The organism is Kitasatospora sp. NPDC057904 (assembly GCF_042887925.1).
Lineage (GTDB): Bacteria > Actinomycetota > Actinomycetes > Streptomycetales > Streptomycetaceae > Kitasatospora.
On record NZ_JBHVOL010000021.1, the window covers coordinates 51,362 to 66,485 of the forward strand.

Sequence of the window (15,124 nt, forward strand, 5' to 3'; positions counted from 1 at the left end):
CTATGACTGTGGTCTCGACATCCTTCGTTACCAGGCCGGGCCGTTCTTCTTGAAGAAGTCGATCAGCCCCTGCGTGTCGGACTGGTAGACGTCCACCTTGCTGATCGCGTGGCCCCTCACCTCGTACCGCTCGAATTGCTGATAGCGGATGGTCTCACCGCTGGCGTGTGCGGTGAAGACCGCGCTCCAGAGGCCGGCGAGCCGCTCGCCGTCCCCGAAGATCTCTCCCTCGACGAACTGCCACGTTGAGAACTGGTTCAGCCAGCCCGGAACCTTCTGGAAGAACTCGTCGCGGCTCGTGGTCGTCCCGCCGTACGGCAGTGCCGAGGGCTCGGTGATGACGACGTCGTCGGCGAGTGACGCGGCCAGCGCGGCCGGGTCCTGCGACTTCATCGCTTCGTAAAAGAATTGGATTACCGAGGCACTCATGGTCATCCCTTCGTTGAAGTTGACGCTGTGCATGGGGCGGCATCGCGTCTCGCGAAGGCCGCTGTGCGGGCTGCGGGGTCGCCCGAGCGCGTCGCCGCCTCCGGCGGGTTGCGTCTCGATGCTGCGGCTCCGGATCGAGCCGACGCTATGCGACCCGCAGTAGTTTTGCGGTCAGTGGGTTGAGCTCGACCGGCCCGTCCTCGCCGACGAGGACCGTTCCGCCGAGGGTGACCATGTGGTCGCCGATTCCGCAGCTCGACTCGAAGGCGAAGGACATTCCGGGTTCGAGGGTCAGGTCGGCCAACATCGCAGGCCGTGGGGGCGCTATCGGGTACCGGTCGCCGCCTTCGGCCTGGATGAGTCCCCCGGGGATGCGGCTGAAGGCGCCGTAGGGGTTCAGTCCGTGGATCTGAGGGCCCCGGAACCAGGCGCCGACTGCCTCGGCGGGCGCCAGCATGGCCTCGGAGACCTCCCCGAACGTCGCGCCCGCGCGGAGCACCGCCAGACCGGCGGCGTAGCACTCGCTCGCGATCCGGGCGGCGCGCTCGATCGTCCGGTGTACCTCGCCGATGGCGATTGCGGCCTGGTGCTGCGTCTGACGGCCGCCGAAGTTGCTGAAGATCTCCGTGGCGATCAGGTCGCCTTCCCGCAGGATGCGCGGTGGCTGCGGCCGGTAGCCCCACGCGGGCTGTCCGGATGCCGACGGTGCAGGGCCAGAGCAGAAGTGCATGTCGGGCGCGAGTGCGCCGTGCCGGTACGCGGTGGCCATGGCGGCGGCGTACACGTCAGCTTCGGAGACGCCCGGTGCGGCCGTGGCCACCATGGCCTCCGCCATCGCGTCGCCGATGCGGGCGGCATGACGCACCACGGCGATCTCCTCGTCGCTCAGCGGCATCATGAGGCGGGCGAACGCGTGCCCGACGTTACGGAAGTCGGCGCCGGGCAGCTGCTTCAGCACGGTGTCCCAGAACGGGTACGGGATGCGCCCTTCGGGATGCGCGGGAAGATACGGGTCGAGGCCCATGACCCCGATGGAGCCGTTGCCGAGCCCCAGGTCCTTCAATGCCCGGACGAGCTGGTGGGACTGCCGGCCGAGCCGCAGGTCGTGCGCGTCGAGCCACAGTTCGCCGCCTCTGTGCACTGCTTCTCGGTGGTCGAAGAGAAACGTCGGGATCGGCACGAGCGCCGTGGGTGTCCGGTCGCGGGGGAAGACGAGAAGGACGCCCGGCCGGTCATTGGTGAACCAGCTGTCGAAGGCGAAGGGTGCGGGTCCTGCGTCGCCTTCGCCGAACACGACCAGACCGTCGAGACCCTCTCCTGCCATGAAACTGCGAGCCAGGCTCCAGCGCCTGTCCCGCTCGGCCAGTGAGTAGACGGGAACGGAAGTGCGTTGCATCGGCGGGAGCTTCATGCTGCTACCCCTGTCGTGATTCGGCGATGAGCGCGATGGCGGTGTCGATGATCGTCTGTTCGGCGGGGCGGGGATGCCAGCCGAGCTGCGTGCGGGCCTTGCCGCTGTCGACGAGCCTGGTGCGGCCGAGCTCGGAACGCACCATCGCCAGCTGCGGGTTGCGCAGCGCGAGCAGCTTGACGACGAGGTCGGGCATGGCGCGCGTGGGCACCTTCGCGGCTTCGTCCGGGAGCTTCTCGCGCAGAATGCGGGAGATCTCCCGGTACCAAAGGAAGGTGCCCGAGCCGAGGTAGCGCTGGCCTGCGGCGGCCGGGCTGGTCATGGCGAGGATGTGGAGTTCGGCGATGTCGCGCACGTCGACGACGTTCCAGCCAATGTTCGGCACGGCGGGGATCTCCCGGGCGAGCAGGCGGCGGATGACCTCGACCGTTCCCGGCCTGTTCGCTGTGCCCAGCATCGGGCCCTGCATGAACGTCGGGAGGACGGCGGTCAGTTCGAGCCCGGTCGCGTCGGCGAGCTCCCACGCGTCGCGCTCGGCGAGGATCTTGGAATCGGGGTACGCGCGAAGCGGGGTGCCGGACGGCGCGGTCCATGCCGTCTCGGTCGCGGGCGTGTCCGGGGCGCCGGTGTCGGCCGTGACGCCGGACGAGGTGAACACGGCACGCCTGACCCCGGCACGCGCGGCGGCGCCCAACACGCGGCGGGTGCCCTCACGGGCGGTCGTGATCAGGTCCACGCCCGGACCGAACGGCATCGGCGAGGCCGTGTGCAGCACGTAGTCGACACCCGCGACCGCCTCGTCCCACCCGTCGTCGCCGAGGAGGTCGGCAGCCGCGAACTCGATGGTCCCGGCGGCCTGCCCGCCGGTCTGCTCACTCACCGCGTGGCGCACCTGCTGCGCCTTGTCGAGGCTGCGCACGGTGGTGCGCACCCGGTAGCCGCGCTGGAGCAGGCCCGCGATCACCCAGCCGGCCAGGTAGCCGGTTCCGCCCGTGACGAGCACCGTCCCGTTGAACAGGTCGTCAGCCATCTACTTCTCCAATATCATTGAGTTTCTCATTGATATTGGGAGCGTATCATGGCCGCATGACTGTGGGTAGTGACGAGGAGGTACCGGTGGCTCAGCGCGCGGACGTCGAGCGGAAGGCCGAGATCGTCCGCGTTCTCGTCGAGGTGGCGAACGCCGCGGACGGGGTTGTGGCCCAGGTGCTCGGCGAGTTCGGGGTCCCGACCTCCGTCACTGGCACGCTGTGGGCGCTCGCCCCGGGAACCGAGCCGCCGACGATGCGCGAGGTGGCGGCCCGCCTGCACTGCGACCCGTCCACGGTGAGTCTGGCCGCCGACAAGCTCCAGAGCATGGGACTCGTCGCCCGTCAGCCTCACCCCGCCGACGGCCGCAAGCGCACCCTGGTCCTCACCGAACAAGGGCACGAACTGTGGGAGGCGCTCAGGACGCGGCTGCACGCCTCCGGGCTGTTCGCCGGTCTCGACGCGCAGGAGCAGGACACCCTGCTCGCGCTGCTGACGAAAATGCGAAACCCGCACCGCCCATAGCCGAAGATCGCCCGCCCTGGGCCGGACGGCCCGGAGCGGGCGACGATGCCGGTATGACCGACTGCGGACCTGGCCCGCCCGCGCCTTCTGATCCGGAGGCACCGCGGGCTGTGCCCACTATCGGCGATCCGGCGGGCGGACGCGACGGGGCCGGGAATCAATGGCGTCGCGAAGGGCCGGCGGGTCGGTGAGGGTGACCTGTTCGGCGAAGCGGGTCAGCAGCCTGCGCAGGCTGCGTTGGTCCCGGTCGCGGACGGCTTCGGTGAGGGCGGCCACCAGCCACGCCCGCCCGTGCGGGTCGGGTGCGCCCGCCCCGCACGTGGCCTGTGGCTCTTCCGCCGCCCACCTCCGTCCGTGGTGCCTCTCGTTGCCCCGGGCTGGACCCTGAGGACCTCCCGTTTCACGGGGCGCAGACTACCTTCCTCTCGAACACCGAAAAATCTATGCTGGCTGGAGTAGACATTGCTCGTGGCTGTGGTTAGTGTTTCTCTCGTAGGCGCAGTCAAGGGATACCCGCCAGACACGAACTGGCGGGCGGAGGTACAGAAGTTCGCAGGTGGGCACGGCTGTGGGGTCCTGAAGCCGGGTTTGGTGCAGTAAGGCGACAGGATCGGCGGCCGGGCCGGGTGGCCCGCAGTGATCAGGGGCGACCGGTGAGCGGTACCGCGGTAGGTGCATTACCAGTAGGTGAAGTTGAGTCGAGCGGTACCAGCAGTCGCAGGATGCGGTATCCCGGTAAATGGCGCCAGGCTGCGGGCGCGCGTACTGGGAGTCCGGCAGTGGGGTTCCAAGCCAGGGAAAGTGCAGGACGGGCGACGGGGCTGGCTGTTGGACCAGGGGCCCGTCAGGGCCTTGGCACCATGTAGTTGAAGTTCAGCATTGCCGAGCAGTACCCGTGTGAGCAGTACCTAGCAGGTCGCAGAACCAGTAATTCAGTCCGTACAGAGGATGAACGGAGGGACAGAGCGCCATCAGGATCGCCCGGCCCGTGAAGACGTCACCCGGGCGGACACCGCAGACCCCCTTTTGAGTACGAGGACGGTGGTTTCCGGTCACGCATACGCGATCCCCGCACACCCCCACCGATGGGGAGTTGCGGAACAAGGAACCCGGCCCAGGCCGGTAGATGGTGTTGTTTCCCCTTCGGGGCCCCGGAGCCGCCTTGGCGCCGGGGCCCCTCGACGCGTTCCCCAGGAACCCAGAGAGGTGCAGTGACTACGACGACCGACAGGCCCCACACCCCCGACACGCTCGACGACGACGACTACCCCGCCTACACCATGGGCCGCGCCGCCGAGATGACCGGCACCACCGCCGGCTTCCTGCGCTCGCTCGGCGAGCAAGGCGTCATCACCCCGCTGCGCTCGGAGGGCGGCCACCGCCGCTACTCCCGCTACCAGCTGCGCATCGCGATGCGCGCCCGCGACCTCGTCGACCAGGGCACCTCCATCGACGCCGCCTGCCGCATCATCATCCTCGAAGACCAACTCGAAGAAGCCCTGCGCATCAACGACCAACTCCGCCGCTCCCAGCCCGGCCAGGAACCCGCCGCCGACACCTGACCCCGTTGCCCGCGCCCCGACGAGAGCGGCCCGCGGTGAGTGCCGGGCACTCACCGCACCCCGCCCGCGGCCTGCGGCGGACGACACCTGCCACCCTTGATCGCGGACCTGCCCGACGGGCGGGCACCGCGCCGCGGTCGGCCGGCCTCCGCGGCAGCGGGCACCGGCCGGAGCCCGGCGGCGTAGAGCTGCGACACTGCCCGCAGGCGTCACGGTCACTACCGTGGGGGGACTCCCGCACACCGACCGCCGTGTCTTAATCTGGGAGTCATGTCGAACCCTGACGGGCTGCTCGTCGACATCGCCGCGATGGTCGAGTCCGAGCACAGTAACCAGATGTCCTTGACCGTGGTGGTCCCCGGAGCGGTGATCACCGGCAGGCTCGCCCCGGTGTCCCTGTGGTGGGAGCGGGTGGCGGAGGTCCTCCAGGCCTCGGAGCACCTCAAGCCGTTCGCCGCCCTCTTCGCCCCGCCTGCCGACGGCCCGCCCGCGCGTCCCACCCACCTCCACCTGCACCGCGCGAAAATCCTGCAGGGTGACTTCGCGCTGCCCCACACCGGTGGCATGTACCGCATCTCCATCGAGGACATCAGCAGCTGGACCATCGGCGACCTCGGCTACTCCGACACCTGAGACGGTGAACAGGAAGCCGGTTCTGTTCACGAGAGCCGCACCTCGGTGGGTGGTTGTTCGATCTGGGTGAACGTGTGAAAGCCCAGCGCCCTGGTGCCGGCTGCGGACTCACGGGGTTGCCGGCTCCGGGCGGCTCCCGTGTGCTTCGCGGATGCAGGTGTCCAGGATGTCGATGGCCTGTTCGACGTCCTGCTGGGGGGCCGGCCATGGCCTGGAGGTGGAATCCGCGTCCCGGTGATCGCCCAGCTGGTGCAGGCCGACGAGGACACCGTCCGCGACGTGATTCACCGCGGTGGAGCCCTCGCCGAGCCCTGCCCTTACCACTCAAAGATCAGTTACGGGAGGACCCGTAGCCTCCTGGCGGCTCAGCGATCGAAGTAGAAGCCTGCGTCGAGGTCGGCGAACAAGGTGGGGTGCTCCGGCTCCCAGCTGAGCAGTTCGCGGGTCGCCTCGTTCGGCATCTTGACGTCGATGCCGATGAAGGGGAAGGCCTTGAAGTGCTCGGCTGCCTGCTCCGCCGACATGCTGACGGCCTTGACACCCAGGTGGCGGGCGACGGACTCGGCGATGGTACGGACCGGGACGCCGGCCTCGGTCGCGCCGGTGACCTGTGAGCCGGCCGGGGCCTTGTCCACTGCGAGCGCCCAGACACGGGCGACGTCGAGGGTGTGGCCCGCGGCCCAGGTGTTGGCGCCGTCACCGACGTAGCCGGCGACGCCGGTCTGGCGGGCGATCCGGAGGTACTGCGGGATGAACCCGTTCCGGTCGCGCTTGCTGTGCGTGACGTTCGGGACCGCGACCAGGACGGTGCGCACGCCGCGCTCGGTGTATCCGTGGATGGCGAGCGCGACCTTGGCACGGGGATTCCGGTGGTTCGTGAGGTCCTCGACGCTGCCCATGCCGATGCCGAGGAATGCCTTGCCGGTGCCGACGAGTTCGCCGCAGATCGCGTGGACAACCTCCTCGTCCTGCGCGGCGACCTCGGCGAAGCGGCCGGAGGCGATGCCCTCGTGCTGGAAGCCGAGGTGAACGACCGCGTCGGCGTGGCGGGTGGCCTCGCGCAGGCCGTCGAGGTCGGTCAGGTTTCCGCGGCGGGCCTCGGCGCCCATCGCCCTGACGGTCGCGGCCGCCTCGTCGGATCGGGCGAGGCCGATGACGTCGTGACCTGCGTGGATGAGCTCGGGAACGACGGCGGAGCCGATGTGGCCGCTGGCGCCGGTGACGAAGACACGCACGAGGATCTCCTCGGGAGGTGATGTGACTTGGTAACATCACGTTAGCACGGTGACGTTACCAAGTCACATCACCTAGGATTGCCTCCATGGCTAGATGGGAACCGAATGCACGGGAGCGGCTGGTCCGCGCTGCGGTCGAACTGTTCGCGGAGCAGGGATACGAGGCGACGACGATCAACGAGATCGCCGAGCGGGCCGGAGGGCTGACCAAGACCACGTTCTTCCGGCACTTCACCGACAAGCGCGAGGTGCTGTTCGCCGGGCAGGAGATCCACAATCGGATCACGGCCGAGGCGATCGCGGAGGCGCCCGAATCGGCCACGCCTCTGGAGATGGTCGGCCTGGCGCTGGACGGACTCGCGTCCTCGTTCACGGAGGACCGGCGCGACATCGGGCGGCGGCTTCGGGCGGTCATCGCGAACAGCGCGGAGCTGCAGGAGCGTTCCGCCTCCAAGCGGGCGGCGCTCTCCGAGGCGACGGCGCAGGCGCTTCGCACCCGCGGCGTCTCGGAACTCGTCGCCGATCTCGCGGCCGAACTGGGCACACGCGCGTTCTACGGCGCGTTCGACCGGTGGACGTCGTCGGCGGATCAGCGGACTCTGGTCGCGTACGCGCGAGAGGTGTTCGGCGAGTTGAGGACGGCTGTGTCCGTGCTCGAATAGCTTTCTAGTGCGGGAAGGTTCGCCGGTTGGGTGACGCGTTCGTCAGGCGGGTGGACGTGGGCCGGCGCTGGTGACTGTGCCGGCCCATCAGTCCGGTTGATCCGATTCGCGCCACTGGACTTCCGGGAGTCCGTGCGTGAGTTCATCGGCCTTCAGGCGGCATGCCGTCTGCGCGGTACCGGGCTCGGACGCGGGCGCGAGATCGTTGAGAGCGCCGTCGGCGATGCCCGAGGGGTCGGTGAAGTAGATCGCGTACCGCCACCTGTCGAGGCTCGGTGGAGCACGAGGGTCATCGGGATTCCGAAGCTGCGCCAGTACGGCTGCCGCTTGCTTGCCAGGTCCGCACGGTACTGGCTCTGGCGGGTTCACCACCGCGGTCGAGCAGCTGGGGACAGTGGACGTCCGCCCCACGTCGCGGACGGTGTCCTCGTCGGCCTGCACCAGCTGGGTGATCACCGGGACGCGGTTCCTGCGGGCCGAGGCCAGCAGCATCATCCAACCGCGGGAGCGACCAACCCGGCGAAGGTTGCCCGACGCGGCACTAGGCGGCGGCGGTGAGGTCGGCGCGGCCGTAGAGGAGTGCGTAGCCGTGGGGGAGTTGGGTCAGGACGCTGCTGGTCAGGGGTTCGCCGGTGAGGTCGGTGAGGGCGGTGAGGACGGCGCCGGTGTGCCGGCGGGCGGCGTCGGTGGTGGTGTCCAGGGTGGTGGCGATGGTGTCGACGAAGGTGTGGGCGTCCAGGGGCTGGGTGAGGGGGATCTGTGCGGCGAAGGTGGTGCGGCCGGGTTCGGGCAGGGCGGCGGCCAGGTCGCAGCGTTCCTCGCCGATGAGCTGGCTGCCGAGTGCGGCCAGGACGGCGCGCAGGACGCGTTCGGCTTCCTGGTCGGTGTCGTAGCGGCCGAGGTCGCGGACCTGCTGCAGGAGGTGGTGCCAGGTCATGGCGGGAGCCTTTCGGGTCTGTGGGGCCGCGCGGTGGCGGGGTGGCGTGGGTGGTCAGGGCCGGTGGCCGGGAGCTGGCCGACCGAACAGGAGGTCGTAGCCGGGGGGCAGTTGGAGCAGGATGCGTTCGGTGAGGTCGGTGCCGGCGGCGTCGGCGGCGGTGGACAGAACGGCGCCGATGTCCCACAGGGCGGTGGCTTCGGTGGCGCCTTCGATCCAGGCGGCGGTGGCGCGCACGAAGCGCTCAGGGTTGAGTGGTTCGGCGGCCTGCAGGGGGTTGAGCAGGATCAGGGCGAGGGTTTCGGGCAGGCGGGCCGCGAGCCCGGCGCGCACCTCGCCGACCAGGTGGGCGCCGAGCAGGGCCAGCACGACGCGGGCCGCTTGTTCGGCTTCCCGGGGTGTGTCGTATTCACCGCGTTCCTGGACCTCGGCCAGGAACGTCTCCCATCGAAGAGTCACCGCGGGTCTCCCTTCGCGTCTGGGGCTGTCGCGACCGGCCTGCGGCCCGAAGTGCCCGGTGCGGTCCGCCGGGGCCGTCCCGCACGGTCCGAGGGGGGATGGCAGTGCGGGACGGCGGTCCGGGAGCGGGTCAGGCGCGGATCTGCTTGCGGTCGCCGCCGTGGCTGATGGCGACCTTGCGGGGCTTGGCCTTCTCGGCGACCGGGATCTTCAGGGTCAGTACGCCGGCGTCGTAGTCGGCGCTGATGCCCTCGGGGTCGAGGGTGTCGGAGAGCATGACCTGGCGGGAGAAGATCCCCAGGGGGCGCTCGGACAGCTCCCACTTCACGTCCTCGCCCTCGTGGCGGGGACGGCGCTCGGCCTTGACGGTCAGCATGTTCCGCTCGACGTCGATGTCGATCGCCTGCGGGTCCACCCCGGGCAGGTCGAAGCAGATCATGTACTCGTCGCCGGCGCGGTAGGCGTCCAGCGGCATCGGGGTCGGACGCGACCAGGTGCCGGTGGCGGTGAGGAACTGCTGGGTGAGCCGGTCCAGCTCACGGAAGGGATCGGTGCGCATCAACATCGGGAACACCTCCGGTGGTTCGGGCAACAGGGCCAATGCGCTTCACCTGAAACCGTTCTAACATGTCATCCATCCGATGACAACAGCCCAGGTCGTCAGGAGAGTGACAATGACGCGTGACAGGCCCAAGCCGCCCCCGCCCGACGCCGCCCCGCCCGTCGGGCCCGCATCCCTCCTCGCGGCCGCCGAGGCACTGGCCGCCATCGGCGACGCCGTCCGCACCGCCCAGACCCAGGCCCCGCAGGACGGCGCCGCACCGGGCCCCGATCCGCAGGTCAGCCCCGAGCAGGCACTGGCCGCCTTGGTCATGCTGCGCGAACTGCGCACCGAGCTCGCCGGTTGGGAGGCGGGCCTCGTGGAGAGCGCCCGCGCCACCGGCGCCACCTGGGCCGACCTCGCCCGCCCCATGGGCGTCGCCAGCCGTCAGGCCGCCGAAACCCGCTACCTGCGCCTCAAGCCCCCCATCACGCCGCCCGAGGTGACCGGGGCGACCGAGACCGGAGCCGAGCGCGTCAAAGCCGTCCGCGACCACCGCGCCGCCGAGCGCACCGTCACCACCTGGGCCCGCGACAACGCCGCCGACCTGCGCGTCCTCGCCGCCCAGATCACCGCCCTCACCGACCTCCCCCCGCAGGCCCGCCGCGCGCAGGCCAACCTGCGCACCGCCCTCGCCACCCCGGACGCCGCCGACCTCATGACACCCCTCGCCGACGTGCGACCCCACCTCGATCCCGGCCACCCCGACCTCGCCACCCGCCTGGGCGCCCTCACAGCCCACACCGACCGGCTCCGCCATGACAGCAACCGCCGCCGCAGCTGATGCCGCCGCCGACGAACGCTGGCGGCAACTCCAAGACCAACTCGACACGGTCCGCGAACGCCTCCAAGCCGAGACGGGCGCCGCCATTGCCGCCATCGACACCTGCCTGGCCAGACTCACCGCCCTGCGCCAGGACCTCGCCGACCACCCCTGGACCCCGACGGTGGGATCCCCTGCCGCCGACGCTCCCGCCCACCCCGCAGGCGGCCCTGGCGGCCGGGACGACCCCCGCCTCCAGCCGCTCCCGCCATGAACGGGCACCGCGCGATCCGTCGTCCCCAACGACGACCCCGCCAAGGATCTCCGACCACCCCTGACCTGAGTCCTTACCGGGCCGCACGCACCCGGCCCGCCAAAGTTGAGCCCTGGCTTGTCAGGAAACATCTCGTGGCGCTATAACTTTTCCGTCGAGGTGCCCGGCAGAAACGAAGCCGGGAAGGCCCGGCCTGCGGGCACCCGTGACCGTTCACGACTGTGAGGAGCTGATCCCCTTGTTGATGCGCACCGACCCCCTTCGCGGCCTGCGCGACCTCGACCGGCTCACCCAGCAGCTGGTCGGCACCGTCTCCCAGCCCGCCGGCATGCCCCTGGTCGCCTACCGCGACGGCGAGGTCTTCGTACTGCGCCTGGACCTGCCGGGCATCGATCCGCAGAGCGTCGACCTGGACGTGGAGCGCAACGTCCTGACCGTTCGCGCCGAGCGCGCCACCCAGCTGCCCCAAGGCGCGGAAGTACTGGCGGACGAACGGGTCCTGGGCCGCTTCTCCCGCCAGGTGTTCCTGGGCGACGCACTGGACACCGACCGGATCGAGGCCGACTACGACCAGGGCGTCCTGAGCGTGCGCGTGCCGATCAGCGAGAAGGCCCGCCCCCGCAAGATCACCATCACCGCCAAGGGCGAACGCGAAGCCATCACCGCCTAATACTGCAACGGTGCTTACCGTGACGAGGCTTCAACTCTTGGGTTGTGGCCTCGTCTCTTGTAGTGGCTGGTCCGGGCCTGTTGTTGGCGTTTGCGTCGCCATCGGGACCAGTGCAGGGCGTGGTCGATGCTGCGGCGGACAGGCCGGGTGAGATGCGTGATCAGTCGGCGGATCTCGGGGACGGTGAGCGGGATCAGGTCTGGCGTTCGAGCAGGTCCGGCCCCCTTTCGAGGTGCTGGGCCCGGATCACGGTGAGGTAGGCGTGGGCGGCCATGGCGAGGGTGATGTGCCGGTACCACCCCGGGTGGCGTCGGACCTGGTAGTCGTCCAGGCCGCACTGGCCCTTCGCGGTCTGGAAGCACTCCTCAATCGCCCATCGGGCACCCGCGACGGCGATCAGCTCGTTGAGTGTGGCCCCGGCGGGCGCGTAGGCGATGTAGTTAGGCGACCTTCGCCGGGTCGGCGATGCTCCGGCGGGCCAGGACCCAATGCCTGCGGTCGTGGCGATGCCATGGCCGGACCTCGACGCGGGCCCAGTCGTAGACCCGCAGGCCGTGGGCACCCTCGCCGCACGAGCGGCGCTTCCACTTCTGGCGGGGCAGGTCGGCAACCAGCTCGTGCAGGCGATGGTCCAAGGCCCACCGGGTGACGACGGTGTCGTGGCTGGTGGTGGCCACGACGTGGAAGACGTCGGCCTGCTCCAGCTCGTAGCGCCAGCCCTTGCTGTAGCCGTAGCCGGCGTCCGCGGTCACCCACCGGAACGGGATCCCGTCGTCGATCGCACGGCGGACCATCGCCCTCGCGAGCTCGACCTTGGTGGCGAACTCCACCTCGTCGCCGATCCCCGCCGCCCTGCACCGATCACGGTCGTCCGTCCAGGACTTCGGCAGATAGAGCGCCCGGTCTATCAAGGTCCGGCCCAGCTCGCCGGAGTAGGCGAGAAAGAGTTGGGTAGCTCCGGCGCATTACTGCGCCGGAGCCCCCTCAGAACCGGGCATGCCCGTTTTCCGGGCACCACGGCTCAAGCAAGCCCTGGAGGCGTGCGGGCGTGCAGAGTTGATGTTGCGGGCTTGCTGCCAGCGGTGTTGAGCTGCTGACAGGTGGCGTGGACAAGGCGGAGTTGTGTTCCATCCGGCGTGCCGATCCCGTGGTGGGTGATCATCCGTGCGGTGATCGCCTGGCGGGTCGCCCGCAGCCATGTCTCCCACTGGGTGGGGTCCGCTGGCGGGCGTTCGGTGGGCAGCAGCGGCCTGCGGCAGATCTGGCAGCGGCCGTCCTGCGCGTTGAGCATGCGCAAGGTGGCGCGGTTGACCAGCGAAGGTGCGCTTCTGCGCCGTCGATCGGCCCAGTACTCGGTCAGGGCGGGGTCGTCCGGGGACGCCCCGTTCTGAACCATCTGGTGTCGGAGAATGCTCGTCCAGGCGAATTTCAGCAGGTAGGCGCCGCTGTGGCGGTCGCCGAACACCCACTGGTCCTGCCGGGACTTGTTGAACCGGCCGAAGTAGCGGGCGGTGACCCAGTGCCTCGACTTGTTCGGGTGGGCGCGAGTGGCCCACTTGTAGGCGAGCTTCCACATGTAGTCGTCCAGGGAGGCGAAGACCTCGCTGGAGACCACGTTCCGGTAGTAGGCCGCCCAACCCCGGATGATCGGGTTGAGCCGGTGCAGCACCGCCGCCGCGTTGGCCCCGTTCAGGGCGCGCACTTCGGTGCCGAGCCTGTCCCGGATCCGTCTGACGGCCTCGCGGCTGGGTTTGATCAGCAGCTTGCCGTGATAGCGGCGGACGGTGAACCCGAGAAAGTCAAAGCCCTGTTCGAGGTGGACGACACGCGTCTTCTCCTCGTTGAAGGCCAGACCCCGGGGCGCCAGCCACTGGGCGAGCCGTTCCTTGACCTGTTCGGCCTGTTCCCGCGAGTGGCACAGGGCGACAAGATCGTCGGCGTATCGAACCAGCAGTGGGGAGCCCGGCATCGTGTCGCCAGCGCGGCGGCCCGTCTGCCGGTACTGCACTCCCGCGGCCGTCTCCATTCCGTGGAGGGCGATGTTCAAGAGGACAGGGCTGATCACGCCGCCTTGAGGAGTTCCCTCCCCGGTCGGGGTGAGCCGGCCGTCCTCGACCACGCCGGCCTTCAGCCACCGCTCGACCGTTCCCCGGGCGGGGAAGGAGCCGAGCTGGGCGAGAAGGTGGGCGTGGTCGATCCGGTCGAACGCCGCCACCAGGTCCGCGTCCAGCGCCCACCGACGCAGGGCACTCTTACCCTTGGCCGTCCAGTAGATCGCCGCGATCGCATCCTGGCAGCTGCGGCCCGGCCGAAAGCCGTACGACTTCGGCTCGAACCGCGCTTCCCACTCGGGCTCCAGTGCTTGTGAGACACGGGCTTGCTGCACCCGGTCCACGACCACGGGAATGCCGAGCGGGCGCCTCTTGCCGCCTGCTTTGGGGATGTACACGCGCTTGACGGGTCGGGTCTGCCATGAGCCGGTGCGGTGCTGGACCCAGTGGGCCAGCTCCGCCTTGCCCCGGGAGGTCAGGACGACCTGCCCGTCGACGCCCGCCGTCTTGCGCCCCGCGTTGATCTCCGTCACCCGCCGCACGCTCACCAGCGTGTTGGCACGCGAACGGAGCATCAGTTTCTGCAGATTGCGGACCTTCTTGAGGTCCCCTGCCTGCGACGCCGTGAAGATCCGCTGTCGAAGACGCCGTACGTTCTCCTCCTCGGCGCGCCAGTCGATGGCGTCCCAATCGGGGAGAGAGCCCTCCGGTCCGTTCACCGCGCGGACCTGCGGCGTCGCAACAGCAGTCGCCTCGGTCCTCATGGTGTCCAACTTGCCCTTCGGTTCCGGAATCCTTGATCAGTCACGTTCTCCACGGGCTCACCCGGCCCACGTCAGCTCCCTTTCGGGATCGGGCATACGCCCATATCCGGTCAGTTATGCGGGGCTCGGCGGAGGAGCCGATGGTCTGCCCCGGTTTCCTGCTGCCTTTCGGCGCACTGGCGTTGGCTTCTTGGGCCGTCCTGTTCCCGCTGGGGAGTTGGGCCTTCCTTGCGGTCGGCTGACCAGGCGACAAGCCGCCTGGACCCCAACGGGGTTGTCACGTTCCACACGTGTGAGGTGCGACCGAGGTGGGCGCCCTCATTACCCCGGGACGGTGGTGTCCTCCCGGCCGACTCGGTGTCTGCGACCGGCACCTGCCGCTTCTCAGTGGCCAGTCCTACACCCCGCCACTGCATTCCACCTGCGGGGCTTGCCATCACGAGGCATCGTCGAGGGTTCATTCACATTCACCCGTCCGGTCTTCTCCTTGCCTGTGGCCTCCGAGTGGAGCGGAGGCCCTTGGGCTTCTTCCCGGAGCTTCGCACCCCGCCGTTACCAGCGACGCACGTCCCAGCGGAGACAGGCCATGGACACTGGCCCGGGGCTACGTCCTCGGCATCACGCCGATCCTCCTCTCAACGAGCCCACTCACTACGTGCGACTTCGTGTCGCACCGCCGACCTGGCAGTTCTCGGTCCGCCCGGCGGTGCCGGAGTACTGCCGCTGAACGCCGGCCGACCGCGTGCCCTTCTTCAGGAACCCGGTGTCGTCCACGATCAGCACACCGCCCGGATCCGCCAGGTGCTCAACGACGTACTCGCGCACGTCGTCGAGCACCCCGTCGGCGTCCCAGTCGATCCGGTTCAGCAGCCGCTGGATCCGGTCCGGGCCGCCGTGGCCGGCTTCCTCGGCCACCGTCCACCCGTTCTTGCGCTCCAACGGCGCCAGCAGGCCCCGCATGTAGGCCAGCGCAGACTCCCGCGACTCGCTCCGCGCAAACCGATGAGCAAACCGCTCGTGCAGCTCCACCAACCCGTCCGACCAGCGACGAGCATCTACCTCGGATATGTCCCCACCCATGAACAACCCAACGAGCGAACCCGACAACCGTCACGGTAA

17 protein-coding genes and 2 pseudogenes are annotated in these 15,124 nt (G+C 69.5%); 7 read left to right on the forward strand and 12 right to left on the reverse strand.

Features of this window, described 5'->3' with window-relative positions:
- Positions 1–27 precede the first annotated feature (27 nt).
- The 3 genes from ACFVSN_RS35805 to ACFVSN_RS35815 form a co-directional block, all read right to left on the reverse strand.
- Positions 28–462 (reverse strand): nuclear transport factor 2 family protein, encoded by a 435-nt coding sequence (locus ACFVSN_RS35805; protein ID WP_387957603.1) that lies wholly within the window; start codon positions 460–462, stop codon positions 28–30.
- 112 nt (positions 463–574) lie between these two features.
- A complete protein-coding gene (locus ACFVSN_RS35810; protein WP_387600387.1) occupies positions 575–1,840 on the reverse strand; it encodes a M24 family metallopeptidase in 1,266 nt (421 codons plus the stop codon).
- Between the two features lie 4 nt (positions 1,841–1,844).
- The gene (locus tag ACFVSN_RS35815; protein WP_387600384.1) at positions 1,845–2,870 is read right to left on the reverse strand and encodes an NAD-dependent epimerase/dehydratase family protein; all 1,026 of its coding nucleotides are present in this window, start codon (positions 2,868–2,870) and stop codon (positions 1,845–1,847) included.
- Positions 2,871–2,926: 56 nt separating this feature from the next.
- Between ACFVSN_RS35815 and ACFVSN_RS35820 the strand changes: the two genes are divergently transcribed.
- From ACFVSN_RS35820 to ACFVSN_RS35830, 3 genes are all read left to right on the forward strand, one after another.
- Positions 2,927–3,394 carry a MarR family winged helix-turn-helix transcriptional regulator gene (locus ACFVSN_RS35820; RefSeq protein ID WP_387600380.1) on the forward strand — a complete coding sequence of 156 codons (468 nt, stop codon included), beginning with the start codon at positions 2,927–2,929 and terminating at the stop codon, positions 3,392–3,394.
- 1,211 nt (positions 3,395–4,605) lie between these two features.
- Positions 4,606–4,956: a helix-turn-helix domain-containing protein gene (locus ACFVSN_RS35825; RefSeq protein WP_387600377.1), complete on the forward strand. Its 351-nt coding sequence runs from the start codon at positions 4,606–4,608 to the stop codon at positions 4,954–4,956.
- A 270-nt stretch (positions 4,957–5,226) separates the two neighbouring features.
- Positions 5,227–5,589, forward strand: a complete 363-nt coding sequence (locus ACFVSN_RS35830) for a hypothetical protein (protein ID WP_387600374.1) — start codon at positions 5,227–5,229, stop codon at positions 5,587–5,589.
- Between the two features lie 108 nt (positions 5,590–5,697).
- On the opposite strand, the gene ACFVSN_RS35835 is transcribed toward ACFVSN_RS35830, so the two are convergent.
- Positions 5,698–5,877 carry a hypothetical protein gene (locus ACFVSN_RS35835; RefSeq protein WP_387600461.1) on the reverse strand — a complete coding sequence of 60 codons (180 nt, stop codon included), beginning with the start codon at positions 5,875–5,877 and terminating at the stop codon, positions 5,698–5,700.
- Between the two features lie 77 nt (positions 5,878–5,954).
- Positions 5,955–6,824 carry an NAD-dependent epimerase/dehydratase family protein gene (locus ACFVSN_RS35840; protein ID WP_387600371.1) on the reverse strand — a complete coding sequence of 290 codons (870 nt, stop codon included), beginning with the start codon at positions 6,822–6,824 and terminating at the stop codon, positions 5,955–5,957.
- Positions 6,825–6,910: 86 nt separating this feature from the next.
- Here ACFVSN_RS35840 and ACFVSN_RS35845 point away from each other — a divergent pair, with 86 nt between their 5' ends.
- Complete coding sequence (locus ACFVSN_RS35845) at positions 6,911–7,486, forward strand: TetR/AcrR family transcriptional regulator (RefSeq protein WP_387600368.1); 576 nt, start codon at positions 6,911–6,913, stop codon at positions 7,484–7,486.
- Between the two features lie 87 nt (positions 7,487–7,573).
- On the opposite strand, the gene ACFVSN_RS35850 is transcribed toward ACFVSN_RS35845, so the two are convergent.
- The 4 genes from ACFVSN_RS35850 to ACFVSN_RS35865 form a co-directional block, all read right to left on the reverse strand.
- Positions 7,574–7,942 (reverse strand): hypothetical protein, encoded by a 369-nt coding sequence (locus ACFVSN_RS35850; RefSeq protein ID WP_387600458.1) that lies wholly within the window; start codon positions 7,940–7,942, stop codon positions 7,574–7,576.
- An 85-nt stretch (positions 7,943–8,027) separates the two neighbouring features.
- Positions 8,028–8,423, reverse strand: coding sequence for a DUF2267 domain-containing protein (locus ACFVSN_RS35855; RefSeq protein ID WP_387600365.1), 396 nt, complete (start codon positions 8,421–8,423; stop codon positions 8,028–8,030).
- Positions 8,424–8,477: 54 nt separating this feature from the next.
- Complete coding sequence (locus tag ACFVSN_RS35860) at positions 8,478–8,882, reverse strand: DUF2267 domain-containing protein (RefSeq protein ID WP_387600362.1); 405 nt, start codon at positions 8,880–8,882, stop codon at positions 8,478–8,480.
- 130 nt (positions 8,883–9,012) lie between these two features.
- Positions 9,013–9,447: an Hsp20/alpha crystallin family protein gene (locus ACFVSN_RS35865; RefSeq protein ID WP_387600359.1), complete on the reverse strand. Its 435-nt coding sequence runs from the start codon at positions 9,445–9,447 to the stop codon at positions 9,013–9,015.
- A 109-nt stretch (positions 9,448–9,556) separates the two neighbouring features.
- Between ACFVSN_RS35865 and ACFVSN_RS35870 the strand changes: the two genes are divergently transcribed.
- The 3 genes from ACFVSN_RS35870 to ACFVSN_RS35880 all read left to right on the forward strand — a co-directional run bounded on the left by ACFVSN_RS35870 (position 9,557) and on the right by ACFVSN_RS35880 (position 11,190).
- Positions 9,557–10,267 carry a hypothetical protein gene (locus ACFVSN_RS35870; protein WP_387600356.1) on the forward strand — a complete coding sequence of 237 codons (711 nt, stop codon included), beginning with the start codon at positions 9,557–9,559 and terminating at the stop codon, positions 10,265–10,267.
- Positions 10,242–10,520, forward strand: coding sequence for a hypothetical protein (locus ACFVSN_RS35875; RefSeq protein ID WP_387600353.1), 279 nt, complete (start codon positions 10,242–10,244; stop codon positions 10,518–10,520). The genes ACFVSN_RS35870 and ACFVSN_RS35875 overlap by 26 nt, the downstream gene beginning before the upstream one ends.
- Positions 10,521–10,758: 238 nt before the next feature.
- Positions 10,759–11,190 (forward strand): Hsp20/alpha crystallin family protein, encoded by a 432-nt coding sequence (locus ACFVSN_RS35880; protein WP_387600350.1) that lies wholly within the window; start codon positions 10,759–10,761, stop codon positions 11,188–11,190.
- Positions 11,191–11,383: 193 nt separating this feature from the next.
- Here the strand turns inward: ACFVSN_RS35880 and ACFVSN_RS35885 are convergent.
- The 3 genes and pseudogenes from ACFVSN_RS35885 to ACFVSN_RS35895 form a co-directional block, all read right to left on the reverse strand.
- A pseudogene (locus ACFVSN_RS35885) lies at positions 11,384–12,137 on the reverse strand (IS701 family transposase); the annotation flags it as partial.
- A 74-nt stretch (positions 12,138–12,211) separates the two neighbouring features.
- Positions 12,212–14,005 (reverse strand): group II intron reverse transcriptase/maturase, encoded by a 1,794-nt coding sequence (gene ltrA / locus ACFVSN_RS35890; protein WP_387600347.1) that lies wholly within the window; start codon positions 14,003–14,005, stop codon positions 12,212–12,214.
- A 675-nt stretch (positions 14,006–14,680) separates the two neighbouring features.
- A pseudogene (locus ACFVSN_RS35895) lies at positions 14,681–15,085 on the reverse strand (transposase); the annotation flags it as partial.
- Between the last annotated feature and the right edge of the window lie 39 nt (positions 15,086–15,124).